This window comes from Ectothiorhodospira lacustris, from assembly GCF_022227785.1.
Classification (GTDB): Bacteria; Pseudomonadota; Gammaproteobacteria; order Ectothiorhodospirales; family Ectothiorhodospiraceae; genus Ectothiorhodospira; species Ectothiorhodospira lacustris.
The window spans coordinates 1-26954 of sequence record NZ_JAJNQM010000047.1; the positions used below are offsets into that span (position 1 = coordinate 1).

At 63.8% G+C, this 26954-nt stretch carries 23 protein-coding genes; 16 read left to right on the forward strand and 7 right to left on the reverse strand.

Annotated elements, in window-relative coordinates; all coding sequences use genetic code 11:
• The 5 genes from LQ952_RS10135 to LQ952_RS10155 all read left to right on the forward strand — a co-directional run.
• A partial coding sequence (locus tag LQ952_RS10135) for a PRC-barrel domain-containing protein (RefSeq protein WP_238622538.1) occupies positions 1 to 284 on the forward strand: 284 nt, incomplete at its 5' end.
• Between the two features lie 322 nt (positions 285 to 606).
• Positions 607 to 780 carry a CsbD family protein gene (locus LQ952_RS10140; protein ID WP_238622539.1) on the forward strand — a complete coding sequence of 58 codons (174 nt, stop codon included), beginning with the start codon at positions 607 to 609 and terminating at the stop codon, positions 778 to 780.
• A gap of 157 nt (positions 781 to 937) precedes the next feature.
• Positions 938 to 1252, forward strand: coding sequence for a BON domain-containing protein (locus tag LQ952_RS10145; RefSeq protein WP_238622540.1), 315 nt, complete (start codon positions 938 to 940; stop codon positions 1250 to 1252).
• Positions 1253 to 1290: 38 nt separating this feature from the next.
• Positions 1291 to 9819, forward strand: coding sequence for a GH36-type glycosyl hydrolase domain-containing protein (locus LQ952_RS10150; RefSeq protein ID WP_347402068.1), 8529 nt, complete (start codon positions 1291 to 1293; stop codon positions 9817 to 9819).
• 36 nt (positions 9820 to 9855) lie between these two features.
• The gene (locus LQ952_RS10155) at positions 9856 to 10665 is read left to right on the forward strand and encodes a transglutaminase domain-containing protein (protein WP_238622542.1); all 810 of its coding nucleotides are present in this window, start codon (positions 9856 to 9858) and stop codon (positions 10663 to 10665) included.
• A 29-nt stretch (positions 10666 to 10694) separates the two neighbouring features.
• Here the strand turns inward: LQ952_RS10155 and LQ952_RS10160 are convergent, their stop codons facing one another.
• From LQ952_RS10160 to LQ952_RS10180, 5 genes are all read right to left on the reverse strand, one after another.
• Positions 10695 to 11825, reverse strand: a complete 1131-nt coding sequence (locus tag LQ952_RS10160; RefSeq protein ID WP_238622543.1) for an acyl-CoA desaturase — start codon at positions 11823 to 11825, stop codon at positions 10695 to 10697.
• Between the two features lie 138 nt (positions 11826 to 11963).
• Positions 11964 to 12998 (reverse strand): M14 family metallopeptidase, encoded by a 1035-nt coding sequence (locus LQ952_RS10165; protein ID WP_238622544.1) that lies wholly within the window; start codon positions 12996 to 12998, stop codon positions 11964 to 11966.
• Positions 12992 to 14458 (reverse strand): glutamate-cysteine ligase family protein, encoded by a 1467-nt coding sequence (locus LQ952_RS10170; protein WP_238622560.1) that lies wholly within the window; start codon positions 14456 to 14458, stop codon positions 12992 to 12994. The genes LQ952_RS10165 and LQ952_RS10170 overlap by 7 nt, the downstream gene beginning before the upstream one ends.
• Positions 14459 to 14533: 75 nt before the next feature.
• Positions 14534 to 15046, reverse strand: coding sequence for a 3-hydroxyacyl-[acyl-carrier-protein] dehydratase FabA (gene fabA / locus LQ952_RS10175; protein ID WP_238622545.1), 513 nt, complete (start codon positions 15044 to 15046; stop codon positions 14534 to 14536).
• 74 nt (positions 15047 to 15120) lie between these two features.
• Positions 15121 to 15444, reverse strand: a complete 324-nt coding sequence (locus tag LQ952_RS10180; RefSeq protein WP_238622546.1) for a hypothetical protein — start codon at positions 15442 to 15444, stop codon at positions 15121 to 15123.
• A gap of 246 nt (positions 15445 to 15690) precedes the next feature.
• On the opposite strand from LQ952_RS10180, the gene LQ952_RS10185 reads away from it, so the two are divergent.
• A complete protein-coding gene (locus LQ952_RS10185) occupies positions 15691 to 17106 on the forward strand; it encodes a hypothetical protein (protein WP_238622547.1) in 1416 nt (471 codons plus the stop codon).
• A 32-nt stretch (positions 17107 to 17138) separates the two neighbouring features.
• Here the strand turns inward: LQ952_RS10185 and LQ952_RS10190 are convergent, their stop codons facing one another.
• Positions 17139 to 17570 carry a rhodanese-like domain-containing protein gene (locus LQ952_RS10190; protein WP_238622548.1) on the reverse strand — a complete coding sequence of 144 codons (432 nt, stop codon included), beginning with the start codon at positions 17568 to 17570 and terminating at the stop codon, positions 17139 to 17141.
• 238 nt (positions 17571 to 17808) lie between these two features.
• Here LQ952_RS10190 and LQ952_RS10195 point away from each other — a divergent pair, with 238 nt between their 5' ends.
• From LQ952_RS10195 to mazG, 10 genes are all read left to right on the forward strand, one after another.
• Positions 17809 to 18501, forward strand: coding sequence for a TIGR04211 family SH3 domain-containing protein (locus tag LQ952_RS10195; RefSeq protein ID WP_238622549.1), 693 nt, complete (start codon positions 17809 to 17811; stop codon positions 18499 to 18501).
• A gap of 274 nt (positions 18502 to 18775) precedes the next feature.
• Positions 18776 to 21082 (forward strand): putative monovalent cation/H+ antiporter subunit A, encoded by a 2307-nt coding sequence (locus tag LQ952_RS10200; protein WP_238622550.1) that lies wholly within the window; start codon positions 18776 to 18778, stop codon positions 21080 to 21082.
• Entirely contained in the window at positions 21079 to 21516 is a 438-nt protein-coding gene (locus LQ952_RS10205; RefSeq protein WP_238622551.1) for a Na+/H+ antiporter subunit B, read from the forward strand. The genes LQ952_RS10200 and LQ952_RS10205 overlap by 4 nt, the downstream gene beginning before the upstream one ends.
• A 153-nt stretch (positions 21517 to 21669) precedes the next feature.
• Positions 21670 to 22017 (forward strand): Na+/H+ antiporter subunit C, encoded by a 348-nt coding sequence (locus tag LQ952_RS10210; protein ID WP_238622552.1) that lies wholly within the window; start codon positions 21670 to 21672, stop codon positions 22015 to 22017.
• A complete protein-coding gene (locus LQ952_RS10215) occupies positions 22014 to 23510 on the forward strand; it encodes a Na+/H+ antiporter subunit D (RefSeq protein ID WP_238622553.1) in 1497 nt (498 codons plus the stop codon). The genes LQ952_RS10210 and LQ952_RS10215 overlap by 4 nt, the downstream gene beginning before the upstream one ends.
• Complete coding sequence (locus tag LQ952_RS10220; protein WP_238622554.1) at positions 23510 to 23986, forward strand: Na+/H+ antiporter subunit E; 477 nt, start codon at positions 23510 to 23512, stop codon at positions 23984 to 23986. The genes LQ952_RS10215 and LQ952_RS10220 overlap by 1 nt, the downstream gene beginning before the upstream one ends.
• Before the next feature lie 48 nt (positions 23987 to 24034).
• Positions 24035 to 24310 carry a cation:proton antiporter gene (locus tag LQ952_RS10225; protein WP_238622555.1) on the forward strand — a complete coding sequence of 92 codons (276 nt, stop codon included), beginning with the start codon at positions 24035 to 24037 and terminating at the stop codon, positions 24308 to 24310.
• Between the two features lie 4 nt (positions 24311 to 24314).
• Entirely contained in the window at positions 24315 to 24710 is a 396-nt protein-coding gene (gene mnhG / locus LQ952_RS10230; RefSeq protein ID WP_430733769.1) for a monovalent cation/H(+) antiporter subunit G, read from the forward strand.
• A 61-nt stretch (positions 24711 to 24771) separates the two neighbouring features.
• On the forward strand, positions 24772 to 25338 hold the full coding sequence (locus tag LQ952_RS10235) for a YfaZ family outer membrane protein (protein WP_238622557.1): 567 nt from the start codon (positions 24772 to 24774) through the stop codon (positions 25336 to 25338).
• A gap of 2 nt (positions 25339 to 25340) precedes the next feature.
• Complete coding sequence (gene mazG / locus LQ952_RS10240) at positions 25341 to 26174, forward strand: nucleoside triphosphate pyrophosphohydrolase (RefSeq protein WP_238622558.1); 834 nt, start codon at positions 25341 to 25343, stop codon at positions 26172 to 26174.
• Between the two features lies 1 nt (position 26175).
• On the opposite strand, the gene nadC is transcribed toward mazG, so the two are convergent.
• The gene (gene nadC, locus LQ952_RS10245; RefSeq protein ID WP_238622559.1) at positions 26176 to 26952 is read right to left on the reverse strand and encodes a carboxylating nicotinate-nucleotide diphosphorylase; all 777 of its coding nucleotides are present in this window, start codon (positions 26950 to 26952) and stop codon (positions 26176 to 26178) included.
• Between the last annotated feature and the right edge of the window lie 2 nt (positions 26953 to 26954).

A 26954-nucleotide genomic window follows, 5' to 3' on the forward strand; every position in this document is an offset into this window, starting at 1 on the left:
GCGACCTGATGTCGCGCACGGATAACGAGACCATCGGCTCCGTCAGCGATCTGCTGTTCGATGAGAACGGCCGGATCCTGGCCGTGATCGTCGAGGTGGGCGGCTTCTTGGGCGTGGGCAAAAAGGAAGTGGCCGTTTCCTGGGACTCGGTCGAGCACAGCTTGAACGAGGATGGCGATGGGTATGACTTCAGCGTCACTTCGACCAAAGATACCTTGAGGGCGGCCCCGGAATACGAGCACGAGGCCGGGAAGGCAAGGCCGGCAGGCAGTAGTCGGTACTGATAATCAAGGCAGCGGCAATCTGAGTCCTCTCACACTTCATTTGAAGCGGGCTCGGGCGGCAGGGGCGATCATGGTCCCTGCCGTTTTTTTTTTTGGAGACGCTCTCCCGATTTTCAGATTCCTGTGAGGTCGTCGCGGGTTCGTGTCTGTTCGCCAGCGAACAGAATGCAGACGGTTGTGTGTTTAATCTGGGCCATGGCGACTGAATGATCCTGATGGATGATCCGGCGCCTCATAGTAGGGTTTTGTAAGGTACAGAAAATACAAGAGCCGCTTCGGCCTTGGTGAGTGAGTCCACTGAATGTTCGCAGGAGGGTGCGTCATGAACAAAGATCAGGTTAAGGGTCGGGCCAAGGAAGCAACGGGCAAGGTCAAGGAAGTCACCGGCCGGGTGGTCGGGAATGAGAAGTTGGAAGGTGAAGGGAAAATCCAGAAGGCCGCGGGCAAGGTCCAGGCCGATTACGGTGATTTGAAGGAAGATCTGAAGAAAGACTAGCGCGGATCCGTCCGGGTCGGCGGATGCTTGAAGCCGGGGGCGGAGGTTCCACCTCCGGCCCCCGGTTGCACCGGACCCCGCCCTGTGTGCGGTAGCGCACCGATGAACACCTGACAGGTGCGGATCCTGTTTCCATCCATCTTCTGGAGTTGTCATCATGAATCCATGGTTAAGGTATTGCTCCGCATTTTTTATGGCCTTCGCGCTGGTGGCTGCGGTGAGCTGTGCGGCCCCCTCCAAGCAGCAGTCGGCCGGGGAGTACATCGACGATGCTGTGATTACCACCAAGGTTAAGGCGGCGATACTCAATGACCCCGATCTGCGGGTGAACGAAATCAGTGTCGAGACCTATGACGGCGTGGTCCAACTCAGCGGGTTTGTGAGTTCAAGGGCCGAGGTCAACCGGGCGGTGGAGGTGGCTCGGGGCGTTGGCGGTGTGAGGGATGTGAAGAACGACATGCGTGTCAAGTGAGCGGCCGCCTGTGGCCGAGGGGGCGGCGGCATCCATCCATCGATACCGGCGACGGCGAGTTACTGCGCGCGGAGCTGTTCAGTCTTGAACAGCTCAAGCGCCACGGGGCTGCGCTGGCACAGCGACATCACCTCTCTTCCCGTCCCGGTCCCGACCGGCTGTTGCCCAGGCTGGCGGACAATGCGCAGCGCCTGCTGACGGCCTACGATGTGGTCACGGCGGCCGCTTCGCCGGGTCAACGGGTCACACCGGCAGAGGCCTGGCTGCTGGATAACTTCTACCTGATCGAACAGCAAATCAGCCAGGTACGCCGGCATCTGCCGCGCGGATACAGCCGGCAGTTGCCGCAACTGGCCGACGGTACATCGGCCGGTTTCCCCCGCATCCATGACCTGGCACTGGCGCTGATTTCCCATATGGACGGCCGTGTGGATGGCGACAATGCCACCCAGTTCATCGCCGCCTATCAATCCGTTGCACCTCTCAAGATCGGCGAATTGTGGGCCTTTCCGATCATGCTGCAGCTGGCCCTGCTGGAAAACCTGCGCCGGGTCGGGGTGAGTATCGCCCAGCGTCGCCGGGAACGGGACGCGGCCCTCGCCTGGGCGGATCGCATGCTGGTGACGGCCGAGCAGGAACCCAAACAACTTATCCAATTGCTGGCCGAATTCGCCCGGGCGGATGTGCCGCTGACGGCCCCGTTCGTGGAAGCATTTTACGCCGTACTCCAGGCCCAGGGTCCGGCCCTGGCCTTTATCCGTACCTGGGTGGAGCACAAGCTGCTGGAACAGGGCGTGACGGCCGAGCAATTGTCGGAAGTGGCCGGACGCACGGCCGCGGCCAACCAGATTTCCATGGCCAACAGCATCGGCAGCCTGCGTTTTATCGGCAGCATGGACTGGAAGGATTATGTCGAGTCCCTGAGTGTGGTCGAGCGGATTCTGCGGGATGATCCCGTGGGTATGCATGCCGGCCAGGACTTCGCTACCCGCGACCGTTACCGGCACGTTGTGGAAGATGTGGCCCGGACGGCGGCTTGCCCCGAGCAGGACGTGGCCCGGGCGGCGGTCGATCTGGCCCGGGCCGCTGCGGCTCAACGGGGAGGGGAGGATCGCAGTGCCCATGTAGGGTACTACCTGATCGACCGGGGACGACCGGCGCTGGAGCGGGCGGTGGGCTGCCGGATGCCCTGGACATCCCGGCTCGGACGCCGTTGTCGACCGGCCTGCCTACCCTTGTATCTGGGGACGGTGACTTTGCTCACGCTGCTTGCGGCAGGGGGCGTGCTGCTGCTTCTGGACGGATTCAATCCGGATACCGCCTGGACCTGGTATCTGGCACTGCCGTTACTGATTGCCGTCTCGGCGCCGGCCGTCTCACTGGTCAATCTGTTGGTCACGTTGCTCTTGTCGCCCAAGGCCCTGCCACGGATGGATTTTTCCAGCGGGATTCCGGAGGATCGGCGCACCATGGTGGTCGTGCCTACGCTGCTGACCGGCCCCGAGGATATCGATCACCTGCTGGAGGCGCTGGAGATCCGCTATCTGGGTAATCGGGACCCCAATCTGTTCTTTGCCTTGTTGACGGATTTTCCGGATGCCCCCCAGGAAGCGCTGCCTCGGGACGCGGCCCTGCTTGAGCAGGCACGCACGGCGGTGGAACGACTCAATCTCAGGTATCGGGAAGATCGACCCGGCATCTTTTATCTGTTTCATCGGCCTCGGGTGTGGAATCCGTTCGAACGGGTGTGGATGGGCTACGAGCGCAAGCGAGGCAAGCTGGAGCAGTTCAACGCCCGCCTCAGAGGGGAGGGGACCACCGCCTTCTCGGAGATCGTCGGGGATACCCGTCTGCTGACCACCATCCGTTTCGTCATTACCCTGGACACCGATACCCAGCTGCCGCGGGATGCGGCGCGTCAATTGGCGGGTAACCTGGCGCATCCACTCAACCGTCCGGTTTTTGATCCGGACCGGGGGCGCATCGTCGAAGGTCACGGCATCCTGCAACCCCGTACTTCCATCAGCCTGAGCAGTGCCCACCAGTCACGCTTTTCCGGATTATTCGCGGGTGAGCCGGGCATGGACCCCTACACACGGGAGGTCTCCGATGTGTACCAGGATCTGTTTGGCGAAGGATCCTTCGTCGGCAAGGGCATCTACGATGTGGATGCCTTTCGCCGGGCCATCGATGGTCGCCTGCCGGAAAACCTGATCCTGAGTCACGATCTGCTGGAAGGGGGCTACGCCCGGTCGGCGCTGGTGACGGATGTGGATCTGCTTGAGGCGCATCCGGCCACGTATACCGCGGAGGCCAGCCGCCGCCACCGCTGGATAAGGGGAGATTGGCAACTGGTCGGCTGGCTGCTGCCCCGCGTGCCGGCCTCCCGGGAGCGCCCGCCGTTGCGGGTACCTAACCCCTTGTCAGCCCTCTCCCGCTGGAAATTGTTCGACAACCTGCGCCGCAGCCTGGTGCCCCCGGCCTTGCTGGTCCTGTTGCTGGGGGGCTGGCTGCTGGGCGCTGGCCCGGTGTGGTTCTGGAGCCTGCTGATGCCGGCGCTGGTGGCCGTGCCCGCCGTGCTGCCCGCCGCGATTGATCTGTGGCGCAGGCCGCAGGATCGGGATCGCCGGGTACACCTGACTCTGACCGGCAGGGCCGCGGTACGGCCATTGACCCAGGCCTTACTGAGCCTGGTGTTCCTGCCTTACGACGCCCGGATCTGCCTGGGGGCCATAGCCTGCTCCTGGGGGCGGATGCTGTTTACCCGGCGGGGGCTGCTGCTCTGGTACCTGCCCAGCTATGCCCGCCGCAATGCCTGCCGGACACCCACCGACTTTTTGCGGGAGATGTGGCTCGCGCCGGTCCTGGCGCTGTCGACGGGAGTCGCCCTGGTCTGGACATCCGGAGATGCCTGGGCCACGCAGGGGATGTTTGCCGCCCCATTTCTGTTGCTGTGGCTGATATCGCCCGGCATCGGTTGGTGGATCAGTCGACCGCCGAGTGACCGCATGCCGCGTCTGAGTGCGGCACAGGAGGTCTTCCTGCGTCGTGCGGCCCGTAGGACCTGGCGTTACTTTGCCGATTTTGTCGGGCCGGAGGACCACTGGCTGCCGCCGGATAATTTCCAGGAAACCCCCGCACCGATGGTGGCTTCACGCACCTCGCCCACCAATATCGGCATGGCGTTGCTGTCGGATCTGGCCGCCCATGACTTCGGCTATGTGACCACCGGCGAATGCCTGGCACGTATCGACCGCACCGTGTCGACCATGGAGCGTCTGGAACGCTACCGGGGACATTTCTACAACTGGTACGACACCCGTACCCTTGAGCCCCTGCAGCCGAGATACGTCTCTTCGGTGGACAGCGGCAATCTGGCGGGTGCCCTGCTGACCCTTCAGGCCGGGCTGGCCGAACTGAAACATCAGCCGGTGCCGTCACCCCGGGCGTTGCAGGGACTGCTGGACACCCTGGGGGTGCTGTCTGAACAGCGGCCCTTATCACCACCGCCCCCCCTGATTGCACTGGAACGCCGGGTCCAGGGCATGCGGGACGCCGACCTGTCCATCACCGACCTCATCCAGGCCCTGGAGGAGATTCAGCAGGCCGGGGGAGCGGCGGCCGCATGGGCGGCGGCGGGCACGCCCGCCAGTGACGCGACATCGGCCTATTGGGTACAGGCCTTTGACCGGCAGGTGGCTGCCCTGCGGGATGAATGGATTCGTTTGTTGCCGGCGGACGGATCCGTGGCGGCGGAGGACCCATCCCGGGCGCGGCTCGACACCATCGATGACCTGATCCGGCGTTGCCGAGATCTGGCGATCATGGATTTTGAATTTCTCTACGATGCCACGTCGGGGTTGCTGGCCATCGGCTATGACGTGGGCGAGCGGCGCCGCGATCCGGCCTGCTATGACCTGCTGGCGTCGGAGGCGCGCCTGGCCAGCTTCCTGCTGATTGCCCAGGGACAGTTGCCCCAGAAACACTGGTTTGCCCTGGGGCGTCTGCTGACCAGCCACGGGGGCGATGTCAGCCTGATTTCCTGGAGCGGCTCGATGTTCGAGTACCTGATGCCGCAACTGATCATGCCCAGCTTCGGCAACACCCTGCTGGCGCAGACCTGCAAGGCGGCCGTGTCGCGCCAGATCGAGTATGGCCGGCAGCGGGCGGTGCCCTGGGGGATTTCCGAATCCTGCTACAACGTCACCGACATGAACCAGGTCTACCAGTACCGGGCCTTCGGCGTGCCCGGGTTGGGATTCAAGCGGGGATTGGGGGAGGATTTGGTGATCGCCCCCTATGCCACGGCGCTGGCGCTGACGGTGCTGCCCGGGGAGGCCTGCCGCAACCTGGAACGGCTGGCCCAGACGGGCTTTCTCGGTACCTACGGCTTCTTCGAGGCGGTGGATTACACCCCGTCCCGGGTACCGCGGGGCAAGCCCTGGTTCATCGTGCGCAGCTTCATGGCCCATCATCAGGGCATGAGCCTGCTGGCCTTTGCCCATGTGCTGCTGGATCAGCCCATGCAGCGTCGATTCATGGCCGACCCGGAGGTGCGGGCGACGGAGTTGCTGCTGCAGGAGCGTGTTCCGCGACAGGGGGCCACCTTGCATCCCCATGCCGCCGAGGTGAGTGCCTCCGCTCAGCCGCCGGATGCAGAGTTCGGCAGCATCATGCGGGTATTCAGGGAAACCACCACGCAGATACCCGAGGTGCATCTGCTGTCCAATGGTCGTTACCATGTCATGGCCACCCATGCCGGCGGCGGTTACAGTCGCCGGCATGGGCTGGCCGTGACCCGCTGGCGCGAGGACGCCACCACCGATGCCTGGGGCACGTTCATCTACCTGCGCGACCGTGATGGCGGGCAGTATTGGTCCTGCGCCCATCAGCCGACGCTGCGCCGTGCGGATCACTATGAGGCCATCTTCGTGCAGGCCCGCGCGGAATACCGGCGACAGGATCAGGCCATCGATGCCCACACCGAGATCTGCGTCTCCCCCGAGGATGATGTGGAGATCCGGCGCGTGACCCTCACCAATCAATCTTCCCGGCGGCGTCATATCGAACTGACCAGTTATGCAGAGGTGGTGTTGGCACCGTTGGCCGCCGACCTGGCCCATCGAGCCTTCAGCAATCTGTTCGTGCAGACCGAGATTCTGTCTCAGCAGCAGGCCATCCTGTGTACGCGGCGACGGCGTACGCCGGACGAGCAGGTGCCCTGGATGTTTCACCTGATGGCCGCGCCGGGGGCCGTGATCGATGCGCCGTCCTTTGAAACCGATCGTGTCCGCTTCGTGGGTCGCGGTCGCACGACCGTCAACCCGGTGGTGATGGATGCCTCACCGCCGATCCGGCGTCTGTCCGACACGGCGGGCGCAGTGCTCGATCCCATCGTTGCCATTCGTCGCACGGTGACTCTGGTGCCCGATGAGTCGGCGAGCGTCCAGATCATCTCCGGCGTGGCCGATACCCGGGAGGCGGCACTGGTGTTGCTGGAGAAATATTGTGATCGCCATTTCGTTGAACGTGCCTTCGAGATGGCCTGGTTCCAGAGTCAGGAGGTGTTGCGTGTGCTCAACGCCACCGAGGTGGATGCTCAGGTCTACGGTCGTCTGGCCAACTCGGTGGTCTTCGGTAACGCACTGCGTCGTGCTGCACCGGGGGTCATCGCCCGCAATCAACTGGGGCAGTCGGGTCTGTGGCGCTTTGCCATCTCCGGGGATCTGCCCATCGTCCTCCTGCATATTGGTGATATCCATCGCATCGATCGGGTCAAGCAGGTGCTGCAGGCCCACGCCTATTGGCGCATGAAGGGGCTGATCGCCGACCTGGTGATCCTGAATGAGGACTTTTCGGGTTACCGGGCGGTCCTGCACGACCGGATCATGGGGCTGATCCACTCAGGCCCCGAGGCGCAGATGCTGGACAAGCCGGGCGGGGTCTTCCTGCGGCGTGCCGAGGAACTGTCGGAGGATGAGCGGGTATTGTTGCAGACGGTGGCGCGCATCATTTTCAGCGATACGGCGGACACACTGATCGAGCCGGTGGAGCGCCGCATCTCCGCGGGTCGCCGGTCGGATCGGCTGGAGCCGGTGCACCCGGTGATGACCGAGCCGCCGTCGAACCCGGTGCCGCGGAAACTTATTTTCAACAATGGTCTGGGTGGCTTCACGCCGGACGGACGGGAATACGTGATCACCCTGGCGCCGGGGCAGCAGACACCGGCTCCCTGGGTGAACGTGATTGCCGGTCCGCACATCGGTACGGTGGTGAGTGAGGCGGGCAGTGCCTATACCTGGGTGGACAATGCCCACGAGTTCCGGCTGACCCACTGGCACAATGATCCGCTGTCCGACACCGGCGGCGAGGCCTTCTACATCCGGGATGAGGAAACGGGGGCCTTCTGGTCACCGACGCCGTTGCCGGCCCGGGGGCGCAACGGCTATGTCTGTCGGCATGGCTTCGGCTACAGCGTATTCGAGTACCGGGAGTCGGGGATCGACTCGGAATTGACCACCTATGTCGCCCTGGATGCGCCGGTCAAGTGTGTGGTGATCAAGTTGCATAATCATTCCCGGCGCACACGCCGACTGTCTCTGACAGGCTATTGGGAGTTGGTGCTCGGCGAGTGGCGGCATGCCAATCTGATGCATATCGTCACCGAAACGGAACCCCACACCGGGGCCTTGCTGGCTCGCAATGCCTACGGGCGCGAGTGTGCCCATCGGCTGGTGTTCGCCCATGTGAGCGAACGGGATCGCTCGATCAGCGGTGGGCGGACCGAGTTCATCGGCCGCAACGGTTCCATGGCCAAGCCGGCGGCCATGCGCCGCAAGCGCTTGTCAGGCCGAACCGGCGCCGGCCTGGATCCTTGCGCGGCGGTGCAGGGCCGGGTGGAGTTGGAGGCGGGACAGTCCGCCGAAGTCGTGTTCCTGTTCGGCGCGGCGACGAGCGTGGACGAGGTCGGCGAGTTCATCCACCGATTCGGTGGTCGGGCGGGGGCGCACCAGGCCCTGGAAGGGGTGTGGGAGTACTGGAATCACACCTTGGGCGCGGTCCAGGTGGAGACACCCGATCTGGCGCTGAATGTGCTGGCCAACGGTTGGCTGGTCTATCAGACCCTGTCCAGCCGGCTGTGGGCGCGCAGTGGCTACTATCAGTCCGGCGGCGCCTACGGCTTCCGTGACCAGTTGCAGGATGTCATGGCCCTGATCCATACCACCCCCGAGCTGGCCCGGGTGCAGTTGATCCGCTGCGCCGGGCGCCAGTTCCTCAAGGGTGACGTGCAGCACTGGTGGCACCCCCCCGGCGGCCAGGGTGTACGTACCCATTTTTCCGATGACTATCTCTGGCTGCCCTATGTGACCTGCCATTACGTGGCCGCCACCGGCGACACCGGTGTCCTGGACGAGCCGGTCCATTTCCTGGAGGGCCGCGAGCTCAATCCCGACGAAGAGGCTTACTACAACCAGCCGCAACGCTCCCCGGAAGTCGCCGGTCTCTATGAGCACTGTGTCCGCGCCCTCAGGCATGGCCTGCGTTTCGGTGTGCATCAGTTGCCGCTGATGGGCTGCGGGGACTGGAACGACGGTATGAACCGGGTGGGCCATGAGGGTCGGGGCGAAAGTGTCTGGCTGGCCTGGTTCCTGTTCGACGTCCTGCAGCAGTTTGCCGATCTTGCCCGGGGTCGGGATGACGGCGAGTTTGCCGAGTTCTGCCATGACCAGGCCGAGCAGCTGCGGGGTCATATCGAAGCGAGCGCCTGGGACGGCGCCTGGTATCGGCGGGCCTGGTTCGACGACGGTACACCTTTGGGGTCCGCCATCAATGACGAATGCCGCATCGACGCCATCAGCCAGAGCTGGGCGATCCTCTCCGGCGCCGGGGATCCCCGGCGCGCCCGCGAGGCGATGGATGCGGTGGACCGACACCTGGTGAGTCGGGATGACGGCCTGATCCGTCTGCTCGACCCGCCCTTTGACCGGTCGGCCCTGGAGCCCGGGTACATCAAGGGCTATGTGCCGGGGGTGCGTGAGAACGGCGGTCAGTATACCCATGCCGCGATCTGGACCACGATGGCCTTCGCCCGGATGGGCGACAGGCGGCGGGCCTGGGAATGCTACGCCCTGCTCAATCCCGTCAATCACGGCGACACGCCCGCGGCGGTGGCGCGTTACAAGGTTGAGCCGTATGTCATGAGCGCGGACGTCTATGGCGCGCCGCCCCACACGGGCCGCGGCGGCTGGACCTGGTATACCGGGGCGGCAGGCTGGATGTATCGGCTGACCCTGGAAACCCTGCTGGGTCTGCAACTGCGGGGGGATCATCTGCGCATCGCGCCGTGCATCCCCGATGACTGGAATGCGTATACCATCCACTACCGGTATCGTGAAACCCTATACCATATCAAGGTGAGCGGTACGACCGGGGCGTCCCGGCGGGTCATCCGCGTGTCCCTTGACGGGACCGAGATCCCGGATGCCGCCGCGTTCGAGGCCGGATGGGGCAGGATTCCCCTCGTCGATGACCGTCGGACACACCAAGTCGAGGTGGACCTGGGCTGAGGCGCATGGGTCACTCAAATCTAGCGAGGACGGTCCATGTGGTTGCGAGTCGGTTGTACCCTGGAAATGAGTTTTCAGGTGGAAAGTCCCATGCTGCTCCTGCTCAGGCCGCGCAGTGATGCCCATCAATGGGTGGCGCAGGATCGTTATGCCGTCTTTCCCGGCATGCCGATCATCGAGTACACCGACATGTACGGTAACCTGTGGCAGCGCCTGACGGCACCGCCCGGTCACTTCAAGGTGGAAGTGCGTTCCGATGTGCAGGTGCCGGCCACCCTGGAGCAGGCGCCCGGCGCGCCCTTCGTCCTGATCCAGGACCTGCCGGATCAGGCCCTGATGTACCTGACGCCCAGTCGTTACTGCGACTCGGACCGGTTGGGCCGTCTGGCCGGCGAGATCGTGGCGGGCTGCATTCCCGGCTATGATCAGGTCGAGGCGATCACCCGCTGGACCCATGCGCACCTGGGCTACCTCACTGACTCCGATCCGGCGCCGATTTCCGCACTGGAGGCCATTAATCGGCGTAACGGCGTCTGCCGGGATTTCAGCCATGTCGGCATCGCCCTGTGTCGGAGCCTGAGCATCCCCGCCCGTTATGTGGTGGGCTACCTGCATCGGCTGGAGCCCATGGATCTGCATGCCTGGTTCGAGGCCTTTGTGGGGGGGCAGTGGTATTCCTTTGACCCTACCCGGGCAAAGCCGGATCCCGGCCGGGTTCGCCTGGGCTATGGGCGGGATGCGGCGGACGTCCCCGTGTTCAATCAGTTCGGTCCGCTGGTGCTGCCGTCGCGGATGGATGTGTTCGTGGAACAGATCACGGTGCCGGTCGGCGAAACCCCTTCCTGAGTCCCGCGCCCATTCGGGCCGGGCGTGTCCTATGTGGGTCCCCCGGCGATGGCGCTCAGTGCCCGCAGGCGCCGCCGCTGCATCTTCAGCCGGTACTCCAGTTCCTTGAACGAGGTCCGCAGCTCGGTGCTGACCCAGCGGTCGCACATGGCCGCCGTGCCCGCCTGGACCCGACGCAACTGAAGCTGCTGCCACTGTTGCACCGTGTCTTTGAACTGTTGGTATTCCCGATCCAGCACCCCCCGCCAGGTGGGCGCAACGCCTTCCTTGTTCAGCCGTTCCTGAAGCTTGCGGAATTGCAGGTCAAGACGGGCGCGCTGGATCTTGAACTGCGGGATGCTTCGCCGGCCATGGGCCAGGCCCGTCCAGGCACACAGGTTGATGATCCATTTGGAGGGGTCGTAGTGCCACCAGCGCACGCCGTTGCGGTAGTCGTTCTGGAAGGCGTGGTGGTAGTTGTGATAGCCCTCGCCCCAGGTCAGCAGGGCGACCAGGGCGTTATCCACCGCGGTGTTATCCTCGCTGTAAGGCTGCCGGCCCCATTTGTGGGCCAGGGAGTTGATGAAAAACGTGAAGTGATGGCTGATCACCAGGCGCAGCACCCCGGCAAGCAGCACCATGCCCACCAGGTCGCCGGTGAGAAAACCCAGGGCGAGGGGAATCCCCAGATTCGTGGTCCAGGCCAGTGGCCAGTAATATTTGTGCTGCCACATGACGATGGGATCATTTTCAAGATCGCGGGCCTGGCTGTAGTCCGCCTGGGTGGCGGGCCACTCGCGCATCATCCAGCCCATGTGGGCATGCCAGAAACCGACTTTGATGGAGTGGGGGTCCCGCTGCATGTCATCCACGAAGCGATGGTGGATGCGGTGGCGGGCAACCCAGTTGTAGATGCTGTTTTGCAGCGTCATGCCGCCGAAGATGGCCAGCACGAGACGCAGGGGCCAGCGTCCCTTGAAGGTCCGGTGCGCCCACAGCCGATGGTAGCCGACGGTAATGCTCAGACCGCCCAGGGCGAAGAGCACGAAAAAGGCCGCCCAGGCCGCAACGCTGTAGCCTTGGGTCAGTCCCCACCAGGGGACGAGGGTGACGGCGGCAAGGTTGGTGAGGAGAAAGAAGGTCGCCGTGGACCAGGCGATGGGGGGCTTGTGTCCGGACATGGTGGGTCCCTCGGAAAGATTTGGTCATACAACCCGGCCTTGCCCGGGGGGCGGCTCAAGCGCGGCTCAGGGGCGGGCCATGAACCTTTGACCTTGTCCCTGCTGAAAGATGCCGTCTCCATCACCCGTTTTGGCCGGTCACTCGGACGCCGGGTGTGAGTTTTCCGGCTGTCCGTCCATCCGCTCCATGAGATAGCACAGGCAGTCCTGGCGGATCACCCGTTCATCCAGGGTGAGCATGGAGGGCATCATGGGGCGCCTGAGCACCAGGCGTTCGTGTTCCACGACGAAATAGTGGGGCGAGACCTCCGCTCCCTGCTCGTCATGGGCCGTGACCGGCAGCGAGCGGCCCCCATTGACCGTGCCCAGTACCGTACCTGCGGGCAGTTCCCGGAAGTTCATGTGATCCAGGTCCGGGGCAAACAGCAGGTCCGTCTCCGGGTCCTTGAAACTGATCCGTACCTCGGGGGGGATCTTTACCTGGGCGACGGTATGGAACAGGTCCAGATCGTGGGCGGGGACCGGGGTATCCGGCAGTTCCGCCAGGTTCAGACAGGCGCGGATATAGTCCGCCGCATGATCCACACCATGCCGGTCGGCGGGTTTACCGCATTCCAGGGTCACCGCCGGACACAGCTCGGCAAAGGCCATGGACTGCACCCCCCGGGGGCGGATGAAATACACCACCGTACGGCTGAACAGGGTGGCCAGACGCAGGTAACGATGGTCGAGCCGGTTGATGCAGGCATAGTGGGGGTTCAGGCCGGTGTTGTTGTGGATGTCCACGCTGGCAAAGACGCCCCGTGACCTCATGGTTTCCACCACTTCGGCGGCAAGCCGGGATTCGGGGCCGTCCGGTGCCTCCGTGCCCGGCCAGATGCGGTTGAAGTCCGCCTGTCCTTCCAGACGGCGTACACCGTCCCGGGCGGCCGCCACATTACCTACGAACAGGCTCAGGCCCCTGGGCAGTTCGCTCGTCGGCAGTGTACCGAGCATCTGCTGGATGGCGTGCAGGCCGACCGGTTCGTTGCCGTGCAGCAGGATGGAGACGAACAGGGCGGGCGAACGGCGTCCCGGCAGATGAAACAGGGTCGGTTCCGGGACGATGCGATGCAGGGCCTCGGCGGGGGTATCCAGAAAGCCTGCGGGCAATCCTTCCTGCTGTCTCAGCATGATTCTGAGTCCTCTGCGGCGACGAGTTGAAGATCCCATTGATGCACAGGCGCATCGGTGGCCTGGTGTCGGCGGCAGGCCCGGGTCAGCGCGATCATGTCCCGCCCGTGCCGGGCAACGAAGTCCCGCTGCCACCGGGCGCCGTTGCGGCCCGTCCGCACCCGCTCGGCCAGGATCTCCAGGTAGTGATGGCTGTCCGCCCGGGCCAGTCCCAGGCGCTGCAGGCCATGACGGGCCCGGGGCAGCAGCTCGTCCAGAATCAGGTCCCGTGTGCCGATGCGCTGCCCGTCGCGCCACTGCAGGACGGCACCCAGGCCCAGGCGGGCCGCCTGGTAGAAGTTGTCCTTGGCGGCGGCGAAGGGAATCAGGGTTTCGGGTCCGCCGGGCTCGGTGATCAGGTCCTCCACCAGCCCGTAGAAGAAGGCGGTGTTGGCCACGCTGTCGGTGAGGGTCGGGCCGGCCGGCAGGACCCGGTGTTCGATCCGGAGGTGGGGCCGGCCCTCATCGTCAAACCCGATCAATGGACGGTTCCAGCGCCAGATGGTGCCGTTGTGCAGGCGTAGGTGGGCGAACTGCTCCGGCGGGGTGTCACTGCACATGGGCAGCAGGACCGGGAAGTGCGCCTGGTTTTCGTCGAAGCATTCCAGGATGGATTCCCGGGCATAGCCGGAGCCGAAGCTGACCCGGCGCAGGGGGCCCCGGGCCGCGTCCTCGTAGCCGCCGATCTCCACGGCCTGCTCAAAGACGGGAATCCGGGTCTCGTCCCACAGGTCCTTGCCGAACAGGAAGGGGGCATTGGCGCCGGCGGCCACCATGGGAGCCGAAGCGATGATGGCTGCATTATAGACTTGGTGGGCCGTATCCGGTGGCGTCTGCAGATGGATCTGGAACGAGGTGGTGGCGGCTTCCAGCATGACATCCCGGTGCAGGTGCAGAAGATGCTCCCGGCCGGCGATGTCCAGCCGCACCGGCCGTCCCTGCCGGGAGCGGAAGACCTCCCGATTCAGGGCCCGGTAGCGTTTCATGGATGACATGTTGCCCAAGCGCAGATGTTCCGGGCGCAGGGTGGGCAGGATGCCGGTCATCAGGACGCGCGCGCCGACGGCGGCCGCGGCCTGACGGGCTTGCTGCCAGGTGGCCGACATCTCCCGGTGGATCCGGGTGAGGGCGCGACCGATCAGGGGGTGGGGGCGGGTGTTGACTTCAATGTTGAAGGCGGCCAGCTCGGGGGTGGCCATGGGGTCGTCGAATTGCTGCAGGAAGGCCTCATTGAGCGGCGCGGGTCCTTCATGCCGGTCCAGCAGCCAGGCTTCGATCTCGAATCCTGCCAGTGGATCGCCGTGATCGAAACGACCTTGTTGGAACAGGTCGTGGGCCAGCCGGGTTTCAGCCTCCAGATAGGCCCGGAAGCGGGCGAAATCGCCGGCCTTGAAGTGCGTGTGGTCGATCTCCTGGCCCACGGTCATCCCCCGGATGTGCGTGAGCCCTGATCGTCGTCGATCAGGGCTCACAGGTCAAACGGGAGGAAAGTGGCGTCAGAAACCGTCGGTGGAGGTGAACAGGCCGACCCGCAGGTCCTTGGCGGTGTAGATCAGGCGATCATCCACCAGCACCTGACCGTCGGCGATACCCAGCACCAGCTTGCGGGTGATGACGCGCTTGACGTCCACCTGATAGGTGACTTTTTGGGCGCTGGGCAGGACCTGACCGGTGAACTTCACTTCACCCACGCCCAGGGCGCGGCCGCGACCGGGATTGCCGATCCAGGCCAGGTAGAAGCCCACCAGCTGCCACATGGCATCCAGGCCCAGACAGCCGGGCATGACCGGGTCACCCGGGAAATGACAGTCGAAGAACCAGAGATCGGGAGTGATATCCAGTTCGGCACGCATCTCACCCTTGCCGAAGGCGCCGCCTTCGTCGCTGATATGGTTGACGCGGTCCATCATCAGCATGTTCGGGACCGGTAGTTGGGCGTTGCCGGGGCCGAACATCTCTCCGTGGCCGCACTGCAGAAGTTCTTCGCGCTCGTAACTGTTCTTTCGCATGGGTCGGGTGTCTGGCGATAAGGAGCCGCCTATTGGACCGGATTACGCCCTCGGGCACAAGGGGAAATCCGGTTTCAGGCGTCCCAGCGAAGCCGTGCCAGTTCCGAGCGTGTGAAGAACCGACCCTGGCGCATGAAGCCGGCGACAATCCCGTCCTTGAGCGCGGTGATGCGACCCTGCTCATCCCGTTCGATCACCCAGTGATCCGGTAGTCCATCCAGCAGGTGGATGACCGCCAGCGAACCATCATCGTTGATGGACAGGTGCGTCTCGTGCGTTTGTATGTCCATGAACGCGGGGAGAAAGCCCAGCACGGCAGCCCCGGCCGTCATATCCGGCATCTCCCGGTAGGGGCTGAGCTGGGCGCCTATTTTCAGTTCCAGTTGGCTTCGGTCCATGGGTCAGTCTCTATTGGATTGCATGATCCGATTGTCTTTCGGCATATTCGTGCGGTAGTGCAGCCGCTGGGCCCCATTTCAAGCCCGGATCAGACCTTTTCTTGTCATGGAATTTGAGCCCACCAGTCCAGGTACTGTAGAACGGGGTAGCCTGGAACAGGATGGCCTCAATAGATTTGTCGGCCGTCCGCCGGAAAACTTTAAGCCGCCCGCCGACCACGTGTACCGAAAACCGGGAGTTGATGAATGAGCAGTGAAGATCTCTGGGGCCTGTGGGCGGATAACCTGGGTGTGTCCATCCTGATCTGGATGATTATCGGGATCCTGCTCCTTTACTTGAGCCGCCCCTGGCTGCGCCCTGCGCTGAGACAGGTCTTTCGCCTGTTGGAATGGCAGTTTCGTGCCGCCGCCCATGGGCTGAGGTTTGCGGGCCGCAAGGTGCGTCATCGTCATCAGTCGTATCTGCGCGGTGTGGCGCTGCAACGCCTGCACCTGAGGGTGGACCGGGAGTGCCGGGGTATCCATCACCGTTTGAACCGGGATCTGGGCGGATATGCCATCCTGCAGCGGCGTATTGCCGAGCAGATCGAAAGGCTGGAGGAGGATTACCGACAGACCCGGGATCAGGTTCCCGAAGAGCCCGTCTGGATACGGACCGCCCAGGCCCTGGGCGAGGCCCCCGCGAAAACCGACCCTCGTGTGAACACCGTGCTGCAGGAGATCCACGATACCCTGGCCCGCGCGGGTCGGGATACCCTGGATGAATATCGCCACGGCAACCGGGAGCGCCTGAAGATATTGCGCGGCCTGTTACCGGAGTGGCGAGCCCTGGGTGACCGGCTGTCCGACCTGGAAAAAGGCGTGGTTGCGGTGCGGGACCAGGCGCGACACCTGGACGTGACGCTGTCCCAGTATCAGCGTCTCAAGGACCGGAGCATGCCCCCGCCCGCCCTCACCCTGGCATCGGTGGGTCAATTGGCGGTGAGCCTCTTGTTGCTTGGACTGCTCCTGCTGACGGGGTTTATGAATTTCAACCTGCTGCTCATGCCCGTCACGGAGATATTGGGCTGGTATCCCCCGGAGGGCGACGGGTTCGGCCTGTCGGCGCTGGCAACCCTGTTGTTCCTGCTGATGCCGGTGGTGGTCGGCGCCATGATTCTGGAGTCCAGGGGGGTGACCTCCCTGCTACCCATGGTGGCCAGTTGGGACGCAGCGGGGAGAAGACGTCTGATGTGGGGCGGGATCCTGCTGCTGGGGCTGCTGGTCTGGCTGTCCGGATCGCTGGCTGCATCCCGCGAGCTGTTCATCGTGCATGAGGACGCGCTGGGTCGGCTTCTGGAGGGAGAACCGGACCTGGTGCCGGTGTCGCTGGAATGGCTTTCACTGCTGACACTGCTATCCCTGGGCGGGCTGATGACCCTGCTGCTGGCGCTGACCGCACTGCCGCTGCAGCTGTTCATGCAGGCCATGGGGGTGCTGGTGGGCTGGTGGGCTGTGGTGGTGCTGCAGTTACTGGCATTCCTGAGCTTTCATCTCGCCCGCATGATGCGGCTGCTGTCCCGGTTCCTGCCTCGGCTTTACGATCTGATCCTGTTCCTGCCCCTGCGGCTGGAGCATCGCGTGCGGCGATGGCAGCGGTCCAGGGCATCCACGAAAGCGTGATGTCCCGGACCCCCGCACGGAACGAGAGCGGGTCAGCACTGCTCCCAGGGCAGCCCATGGAAACGCCAGCCGCCCAGGCTGGAGCGGTGGTGCCGGTCATCCAGTTCCCCTTCAAAGCCTTCGCCGATGTGGTACACGTTGGGGATACCTTCCCTGGTCAGTAGCCGCCCTGCGTCCAGGGAGCGCTTGCCGCTGCGGCAGATGAGGATGATCGGCGCGCAGGTTTCGCGGGTTGACTCGGTGCCGACACTGCCCAGCAGCAACTTGCGCACCTCGGGCACGAACCTTGGGTTCAGGGTCCAGTCCGGTTCATCCATCCAGGGGATGTGCACGGCCCCGACCGGGTGCCCGACAAACAGGAACTCCATGCTGGAGCGTATGTCGATCAGCAGGGCTCTGGGGTTTTTCTTGAGCAGCTCATGGGCTTCCTGTGGACTCAGGTGTGCCGGGTCTTTCTCTGACATGGGATTTGCTTCCGGTGGTTGGCTGTGACGTAATCCCGGGACAGGCGCTCAGTCTGCAGGCCTGCAAGGCTGATAGAGTAGGGGAGTGGCCTTCTTCCGTCACCCTGTGCGGGGGGCGGATCGGCCGTGTTTTTGTGATCTTCGGCACAAGTAGCAGCCCTGCCGTCCCCGGTTTTGCCGGGGGTCCGCTTAGAATAGGCGCGCCTGATCCATGACCGACAAGCAAAGGACATCTTTCGTGAAACGCCCCCTGGTACCCCTGCCGTCCCTGATCCTGGTCATCCTGCTGCTGGCCACCGCCTGGCCCGGTCTGGTCCAGGCCCAGGGCACGGCCTATATCTCCGACGAGCTCAGTGCCCATATCCGCACCGGCAAGACGCTGCAGCATCGAATTTTGCAGTTTCTCACCAGTGGCACCGAGGTGACCGTACTGCAGGTGGATGACGACGGCTATACCCTGGTCCGTACCGCCAACGGGACCGAGGGCTGGATCGAGAGCCGTTTCCTCATGAATCGCCCCCATGCCAGGGAACGTTTGGTCCAGGCCGAGCGTCGCATACAACAGCTGGACGAAAATCGTGGGGAACAGGGAGACCGGATTCGTAGTCTGACGGCTGAGCGGGATAGCGAAACCCAGCGGGCCGATGGTCTGGCCGGACGGGTGGCCGAGTTGGAGCGGGAACTGGAAACCCTGCGCGAGGTGGCGGCCGAACCTCTGGAGACCGCCCGCCGCAACGAGGCCCTGGCGCAAGCGCTGTCTCAGGAGCAGTCCAGGGTTGGCGCGCTCCAGGATCAGAACCGGGCCTTGCAGGAGAATGTGCGCCGGGACTGGTTCCTGGTGGGGGCCGGTGTGTCCGTCGGTAGCCTGCTGTTGGGGATCATCCTGACCCGCATTCGCTGGCGGCGCCGGCAGAGTGGCTGGATCGACTGAGCCCGGATGTGCCTCCCCCGGCTTGCCACAATGGGGGGCAGGCTGGGGTTTGCAAATAAAAAGCAAATTTGGTTAGCATAAAACGTGCCTGAGAGCGGATGCACGGACGCGTGTGCCGCAAGACTTTCGCCTGCCCGATTTTGGGGGCGGTGTTCTATCCATCCACGTTCAACTTGGAGGAGGGAGGCATCCGCGGTCGATCCTTGACGCGGGGCAGGGGATATCGGGGCCGAAGACGGCGCCGGGCCTTGCTGAATCGCCCATCAAACAACCCATGTTGCTTGCCGTCCTGTCCGGATTTCTGATTGCCGCGGTTGCGCCCTGGGTGCATCGGGGCCTGGGTCGCCACAGTGGCTGGGCGCTGGCCGCTCTGCCGGCGGTGCTATTCATCTACTTTGCCTCTTTCCTGCCCGCCCTGGGCGAGACCGACGGCGGGCGGATCATTCTGGAATACGACTGGATTCCCAGTCTCGGCATCCAGCTCACCTTCCTCGTCGACGGCCTCAGCCTGCTCTTTGCCCTGCTGATCTCGGGGATCGGTTTCTTCGTGGTGGCCTACGCGGGCCGCTATCTGGAAGGCCATCGGGACCTGGGGCGCTTCTACGTCCTGATCCTTGCCTTCATGGCCTCCATGCTGGGACTGGTGCTGTCCAGTAACCTGATCTCCCTGTTCGTGTTCTGGGAGCTCACCAGCATCACGTCCTATCTGCTCATCGGCTACAACCATGAGGACGCCAAGGCCCGCAAGTCGGCTCTGCAGGGCCTGTTCGTCACCGTGGCCGGCGGGCTGGCCCTGCTCACCGGCCTGATCATGATGGCCTTGGTGGGGGGCAGCTATGAGCTGCACGAGCTGCTCACCTCCGGCGACATCTTCCGCGAGCACGACTGGTACCTGGCCATCCTGCTGCTGGTGCTGCTGGGGTGCTTCACCAAGTCGGCCCAGTATCCCTTCCATTTCTGGCTGCCCAACGCCATGGCGGCGCCGACCCCCGTCTCCGCCTACCTGCACTCTGCCACCATGGTCAAGGCCGGGGTGTATCTGATGGCCCGTCTGAACCCGTCCCTGGGGAGCACCGAGGCCTGGATGCTGTTGCTGGGCCTGTTCGGGGCCGTGACCATGTTCGTCGGGGTGTTCCTGTCGGTGCGTTCCACCGGCGTCAAGCAGGTGCTGGCCTATTCCACGGTCATGGCCCTGGGCACCCTCACCATGCTCATCGGTGTGGGTACCGAGACCGCCATGCTGGCGGCGATGGCCTTCCTGCTGGCCCACTCCCTCTACAAGGGTGCGCTGTTCTTGGTGGCGGGTATCCTGGACCATGAGGCGGGCTGCAAGGATTTCCTGCAGACCGGGGGGTTGCGCCGTGCGCTGCCGGTGACCACGGTCTTTGCCGGTCTGGCGGCCCTGTCCCTGGCGGGGGTATTGCCCATGTTTGGTTTCGTGGCCAAGGAGTTGCTGTTCGAGGCGGTGCTGGAGGCACCGGCTCTGGCGGGACTGCTCAGTGTCTTTGCCGTGGTCTCCGCCGTCATGGTGGTGGCGGTGGCGGCCATCGTCGGCATCCGGCCCTGGTATGGTCCCCGGGTCGACACGCCCAAGACACCGGCCCACGAGGCGCCGCCGGCCCTGCTGGCGGGTCCCGTGATTCTGGCCTCCCTGGGGCTGCTGTTCGGACTGGGCGCCGGGCTGGTGGACCAGGGCCTGATCGCCTGGGCGGCGGCGGCGGTGTATGGTGCGCCGGTATCGCCCTACCTGTCGCTTTGGCACGGTTTCAACCTGCCCTTGCTGCTGAGCGGGGTGAGTCTGGCGCTGGGCCTGCTGCTCTATCTCAACTGGGAACGGTTCCGCCGGTTCACCGGGTTCATGGCGGTGGTCGATCGCTACGGCCCCGAGGCCGCCTACGAGAAGGCCATGGCCGGCATGGTGTGGCTGTCCGAGTGGCAGACCCGGGTGCTGCAGAACGGCTATCTGCGCTACTACCTGCTCACCATCCTGATCTCTACCGTAGGCCTGGTCATGGTGACCCTGTTCACCCGTACCCATGTGCACATTGATCTGGACCTGTCCGGCATCCTGGTGCACGAGGCCTTCATCGTCGCGGTGCTGCTGATGGCGGCCCTGGTGTCGGTGACCACCCGCTCCCGCCTGGGCGCGGTGGTCTCCCTGGGTGCGGTGGGTTTCTGCGTGGCCCTGATCTATGTGCTGTTCAGCGCCGCGGACGTGGGCATCACCCAGGTGCTGGTGGAGACGCTGACCGTCATCATGCTGGTGCTGGTCCTGTTCCGCCTGCCGGGTTTCCTGGGTCTGACACCCATGGTGCTGAGGATCCGGGATGCCGTCATTGCCCTGGCCGTAGGGGCCATGATGGCCGTGCTCAAGTTGGCCGCCAGCACCACCCGGTATGCGGACAGTATTTCCGAGTATTTCATTCAGGAAAGCCAGCCCTCCGGCTATGGCCGCAATATCGTCAACGTCATTCTGGTGGATTTCCGGGCACTGGATACCCTGGGTGAGATCGTGGTGCTGGCCCTGGCCGCGGTAGGTGTCTACGCCATGATCAAGTTCCGCGCGGAGGACCGGAAATGAACTCACAATTCGCCCTGCAGTCGCTGATCCTGCGCACGGCGGCCCATTTTCTGCTGCCGCTGCTGCTGATCTTCTCCGTGTTCCTGCTGCTGCGCGGCCATAACGAGCCGGGGGGCGGCTTCATTGCCGGGTTGGTGGCGGCCTCCGCCGTTGCCCTGTACATGTTCGCTCTGGATATCCGCAGCGCCAAGCGGGTGTTGCGCTTCGAACCCAGGGATCTGTTGGGCTGGGGTCTGCTGTTCGGGGTGATCTCCGGGGTGCCGGCCGTCTTCGTGGGGCAGCCTTTTTTTACCTCCCAGTGGCTTGAGCTGACCCTGCCGGTGCTGGGTGAACTCAAGGTGGGGACCCCGTTGCTGTTCGATGTCGGGGTATATCTGGTGGTGATCGGCGCGGTACTGCTGATCCTGCTGTCCCTGGCCGAGGCGGAAGACTGATCGCTGTCCCGGTGCTCCATACCATTCACGCATTCAAAGCGGTAATCACATGTTCTCGAAACGCCGGACCCATAAGACGAGTCTGGAACGCCGGAGCCTGCGGTCTGCACTGAAGAGTGCGGCGCCGGACAGGTGCTTCACGGGAGATCGCCCATGGAAACCCTGATGGCGTTCACGGTCGGTGGCCTGTTCGCTGCCGCTATCTACATGATGCTGCGCCGCTCCATCGTCAAGCTGGTGATCGGACTGGTGCTGCTGTCCAACGCCGCCAACCTGCTGCTGTTCACCCAGGCCGGCCTGTTGCGCGGCGCGCCGCCCCTGGTGCCTGAAGGGGCCATGCAGCCGGCGGGTGCGGTGGCCGATCCCCTGGCCCAGGCCCTGATCCTGACCGCCATCGTGATCGGTTTCGGGGTGCTGGCCTTTGCGGTGGTGCTGATCCACCGTGCCTACGAGGTGGTGAAGGCTGACGACATGGACCAGATGAAGGATACCGACACATGAGGTTAGAAGTCGCGTTGCCGGTCATCATTCCCCTGTTCTTCGGCGCCCTGACGCTGATCCTCTGGCGCTGGCGTCTTGCCCAGCGCGTGACCACCGTGGCCGGGACCGGGCTCATGCTGCTGTCCGCCCTGTGGTTGCTGGCCGCCACCTGGCAGGACGGCATCCTGGTGATGCACATGGGCAACTGGCAGGCCCCCTTCGGCATCGTGCTGGTGTCGGACCTGCTCGGCGCCATCATGGTGGTCCTGGCGGGCATCAGCGGTTTTGCCACGGCGGTCTACTCCCTGACGTCCATGAGCCGGCGCCATGAGGCCTTTGGCTACTATCCGCTGCTGCATCTGCTGCTGGCGGGGGTGAACGGGGCCTTTCTCACCGGCGATATCTTCAACCTCTACGTGTGGTTCGAAGTGATGCTGGTGGCTTCCTTCGCTCTGTTGATCCTGGGGGGAGAGCGGGCACAGATGGAAGGTGCCATCAAGTACGTGACCCTGAACCTGGTCTCCTCGGCCATGCTGCTGTCCGCCATCGGTCTGCTCTATGGCCTGACGGGCACCCTGAACATGGCGGATATTGCCGACAAACTCAGTTACGCGGAAGATCCGGGCATCATCACCGTCATTGCCATGCTGTTCCTGGTGTCCTTCGGCATCAAGGCCGGTGCCTTCCCCTTCTTCTTCTGGCTGCCGGCCTCGTATCACACGCCGCAGGTGGCGGTCTCGGCCCTGTTCGCGGCCCTGCTGACCAAGGTGGGGGTCTATGCCCTGTTCCGGGTGTTCACCCTCATGTTCACCCAGGACGTGGATTACACCCACGAGATCCTGCTGTGGGTGGCCGCCGCGACCATGCTCACCGGGGTGCTGGGGGCGGCGGCCCAGTATGAGTTCCGGCGCATCCTGTCGTTCCACATCATCAGCCAGATCGGTTACATGATCATGGGACTGGCGCTGTTCACGCCCCTGGCCATCGTCGGCGGGGTGTTCTACATCATGCACCACATCATCGTGAAGGCGAATCTGTTCCTGGTCAGCGGTCTGGTGTACCGGCTCAAGGGGACCTACGAGCTCAAGGAGCTGGGCGGCATGTATCGCTCCCATCCGATGCTGGCCATCCTGTTCCTGATACCGGCATTGTCTCTGGCCGGGATACCGCCATTGTCCGGATTCTTCGCCAAGTTCATCCTCATCCGCGCCGGTGTGGAGGCCGAGGCCTGGTGGATCGTGGGTGTAGCCCTGTTGGTCGGGCTGCTGACCCTGTACTCCATGATCAAGATCTGGGCCGAGGTGTTCTGGAAGGCCCAGCCTGAGGAATATGCCGACCGCCCGGCCCACGGCAGCGCCGGTTCCGGCGTGCTCTACCTGACCATCGGCGGGATGGCGGCGCTGACGGTATTCATCGGTCTGGGGGCGGAGCCCGTCTACCGGATCGCGGATGCGGCAGCCCATCAGCTGCTCAATCCGAGCCTGTATATTGATGCAGTCCTGGGGGAACGATAATGATCGGTCCGCTGGCCTCGAATATCCTGCTGGCCCTGGTCTGGATGGGCCTGACCGGCAGCTTCACGGGTACCAACCTGTTCATCGGTCTGGTGCTGGGTTATCTGATCCTGGCCTCGGCCCTGCGGGATCAGCCCGGTTTTGCCGCCTATACCGGCAAGATCCCCAAGGCGATCCGCTTCATCGGCTTTTTCATCAAGGAATTGATCCTCTCCAATCTCAAGGTGGCTTATGATGTACTCACGCCGACGTACTACATGAAGCCGGGCGTGATCGCGTTTCCGCTGGAGGCAAAGACGGATGCGGAGATCACCGTGGTCGCCAATCTCATCTCCCTGACCCCGGGTACCCTGAGCCTGGACGTGTCCAGTGACCGTAAGGTGCTGTATATCCATGTGATGTATCTGGAAAATGAAGAGGCGGTCATCGAGAGTATCCGCTACATGGAATATCGGGCCCTGGAGGTGCTGCGATGAGCCGCCCGGGGCGTGACAGGCGTTCAAGTATCTGCAGCGGGGGCAACCATGCTTGAGTTCTCCATTTTCATTGCCTACGTGGTGCTGGGGATTTCCCTGGTACTGATTTTTTTCCGTTTGGTGCTGGGTCCCAGCCTGCCGGATCGGGTGGTGGCCCTGGAGATGCTGGCGACCCTGACCGTGGGTTTCATCGCGGTCTATACCCTGTCCAGCGGGGTGACGGCCTTCCTGGACGTGGCCATGGTGCTGGCCTTGACCGCGTTTCTGGCCGCGGTGGGCTTTGCCCGCCTGATTGCCAAGGGAGGCAGCCGCGATGATGACTGAGCTTCTGGTGGAGATCCTGATCAGCCTGTTCCTGCTCGCCGGGGTCGGCTTCATGTTCGTGGCGGCGCTGGGCCTTTTGCGCATGCCGGATCTGCCCATCCGGCTGCATGCCACCACCAAGGCCGGCGCCCTGGGCGGAGGACTTTTGATGATCGCCGTGGGATTGGAATTCTTCGGCGATGTGACGGTGGCGGCCAAGGCCGCCGCCATCATCGTGTTCCTGGTGCTCACCGGGCCGGTGGCGGCGCATCTGATCGGGCGTGCCGGTTATTTCATCGGTGTGCCCATGTGGTCGGGTACCATCAAGGACGAACTCAAGGGGCGTTACGACCACAAGACCCAGACACTGATGTCTCCCCCGGGGCTGAGCAAGACCCGGGATGACCAGCCCAAGGGCTGATATCGACGTGAAGATTTTCAGATCCGTCCTGACTTTTTAAAACACTCACTGGAACATCTCTATGCGCGTAAAACTGCTGGCGGCGGCCTGTCTGATGGGGATGGCCCCCGTGGCCTCGGCCCATACCCTGGACATCTACCTGAGCAAGGAAACGGCTCAGTTCAACTTCATCACCGACTCCAGCGCCATTGGATTCGGCGGCGCCGATCTGTTTTTCGGTCTCTTTTTCAATGACGACAGTGATTACATGCTGACCACCGGCATGAATGTGCGGGGCGTGCCCGCCGGAGAACAGCCGCTGACCTTCGGCGTGGGCGGCAAGCTGTATCTGGGATTTGTTGATGAGCCGGATGAGACATTCCAGTCTTTGGGTCTGGGGGGCGAGGTGAGGTATACGATTCCGGCCAACACCCCCATGTATTTCGCTCTGGAGGCTTATTACGCCCCGCCCGTCACCAGCTTCGGCGACGCGGATGATCTGTGGGATATCGCCCTCCGCTATGAACTGGAAGTGACCCCGGGAGCCGCCGGCTTCATCGGCTATCGCCGGATCGAGACGGATCTGGACAGCAAGAAAAACTACAAGCTGGATGACAACATCCATTTCGGCATCCGTTTTAATTTCTAGTCATGAAACCCTCATCTTCCGCCGCATTGGACGAAGTCCTCAAGATCATGGCACGGCTCCGGGATCCGGAGCGTGGCTGTGCCTGGGATCTGAAGCAGACCTACGACAGTATCGTGCCCCACACCCTGGAAGAGGCCTATGAAGTGGCCGATGCCGTTGCTCGGCGCGACTTCGATGAGCTGCGCTCGGAACTGGGGGATCTGCTGCTGCAGGTGGTGTTCCATGCCCGGATGGCGGAAGAGGAGGGGCGCTTCGATTTCGACGACGTGGCCCGCACCCTGGCGGAGAAGCTCATTCGTCGTCATCCCCATGTCTTTGCCGGTGTCCGGTTTGATTCGGAAGACGCCCAGCACGCGGCCTGGGAGACGGAGAAGGCCCGGGAACGGGCCGACCGTCAGGGGACGGGGGTGGGCGACCGCAGCGGGAATGAGCCGGTGCCGGGCATCCTGGACGGCATCGCGCTGACGCTCCCGGCCCTGGTCCGGGCGGCCAAGATCCAGAAACGTGCCGCCCGGGTGGGGTTTGACTGGGCCGATGCCGCCCCCATCCTGGACAAGATCCATGAGGAACTGGACGAAGTCAGGGCGGAGATGGGTGCCGGTGCGCCCCATGCCCGCCTGGAGGATGAGCTGGGGGATGTCCTGTTTGCAGTGTCCAATTTGGCCCGGCACCTGAAAGTGGATCCGGAGGCGGCCCTGCGGCGCACCAATGCCAAGTTCGAGCGCCGTTTCCGCTTTATGGAAGAGATCCTGGCCCGGGAAGACCGCCGCATGGAGGATGAATCCCTGGAGGCCCTGGAAGCCCTCTGGCAGATGGCCAAGGCCCGGGTGGGCTAGATCAGGCCTCCAGCCGCAGGGACAGATCCACTGCCTGGATATGCTTGGTCAGGGCACCCACGGAGATGAAATTCACGCCGGTCTTGGCGATTTCACGAATCCTGGAGAGGTCCACGCCACCGGAGGCTTCCAGCTTGCAGCGCCCGGCCACCAGGGCCACGGCTTCCCGCATGCCTTCCAGATTGAACTCATCCAGCATGATTACATCGGCGCCCGCCTCCAGAGCCTGACGGACCTCGTCCAGGGTTTCCGTCTCCACTTCCACCTGTACGTTACCCGGCTGGGCGCGGGCCTGGGTCACGGCCCGGGCGATGGAGCCGGCGGCCATGATGTGATTCTCCTTGATCAGAATGGCATCGTAGAGGCCCAGGCGATGGTTCATGCCGCCGCCGCAGCTGACGGCGTATTTCTGTGCCAGGCGCAGGCCGGGCAAGGTCTTGCGGGTGTCGAGGATATTGGCTGGGGTTCCGTCCACGGCATCCACATAGCGACGGGTCCGGGTGGCCGTGGCCGACAGGGTCTGCAGGAAATTCAGCGCCGTGCGTTCGCCCGTGAGAATGGGCCGGGCCGGTCCGCTCAGACTGCACAGCCGGGTGTCGGGTTCCACCGCCGCGCCTTCCCGGCAATGCCAGGTGATCTCCACTGCCGGGTCCAGTTGCCTGAAGGTCTCGTTGAACCAGGCCTGCCCGCAGACGATGGCCTGTTCCTTACAGACGACATATGCCCGGGAGTGGGTTCGGGCAGGGATCAATTCGGCCGTGAGATCACCGGTACCGATGT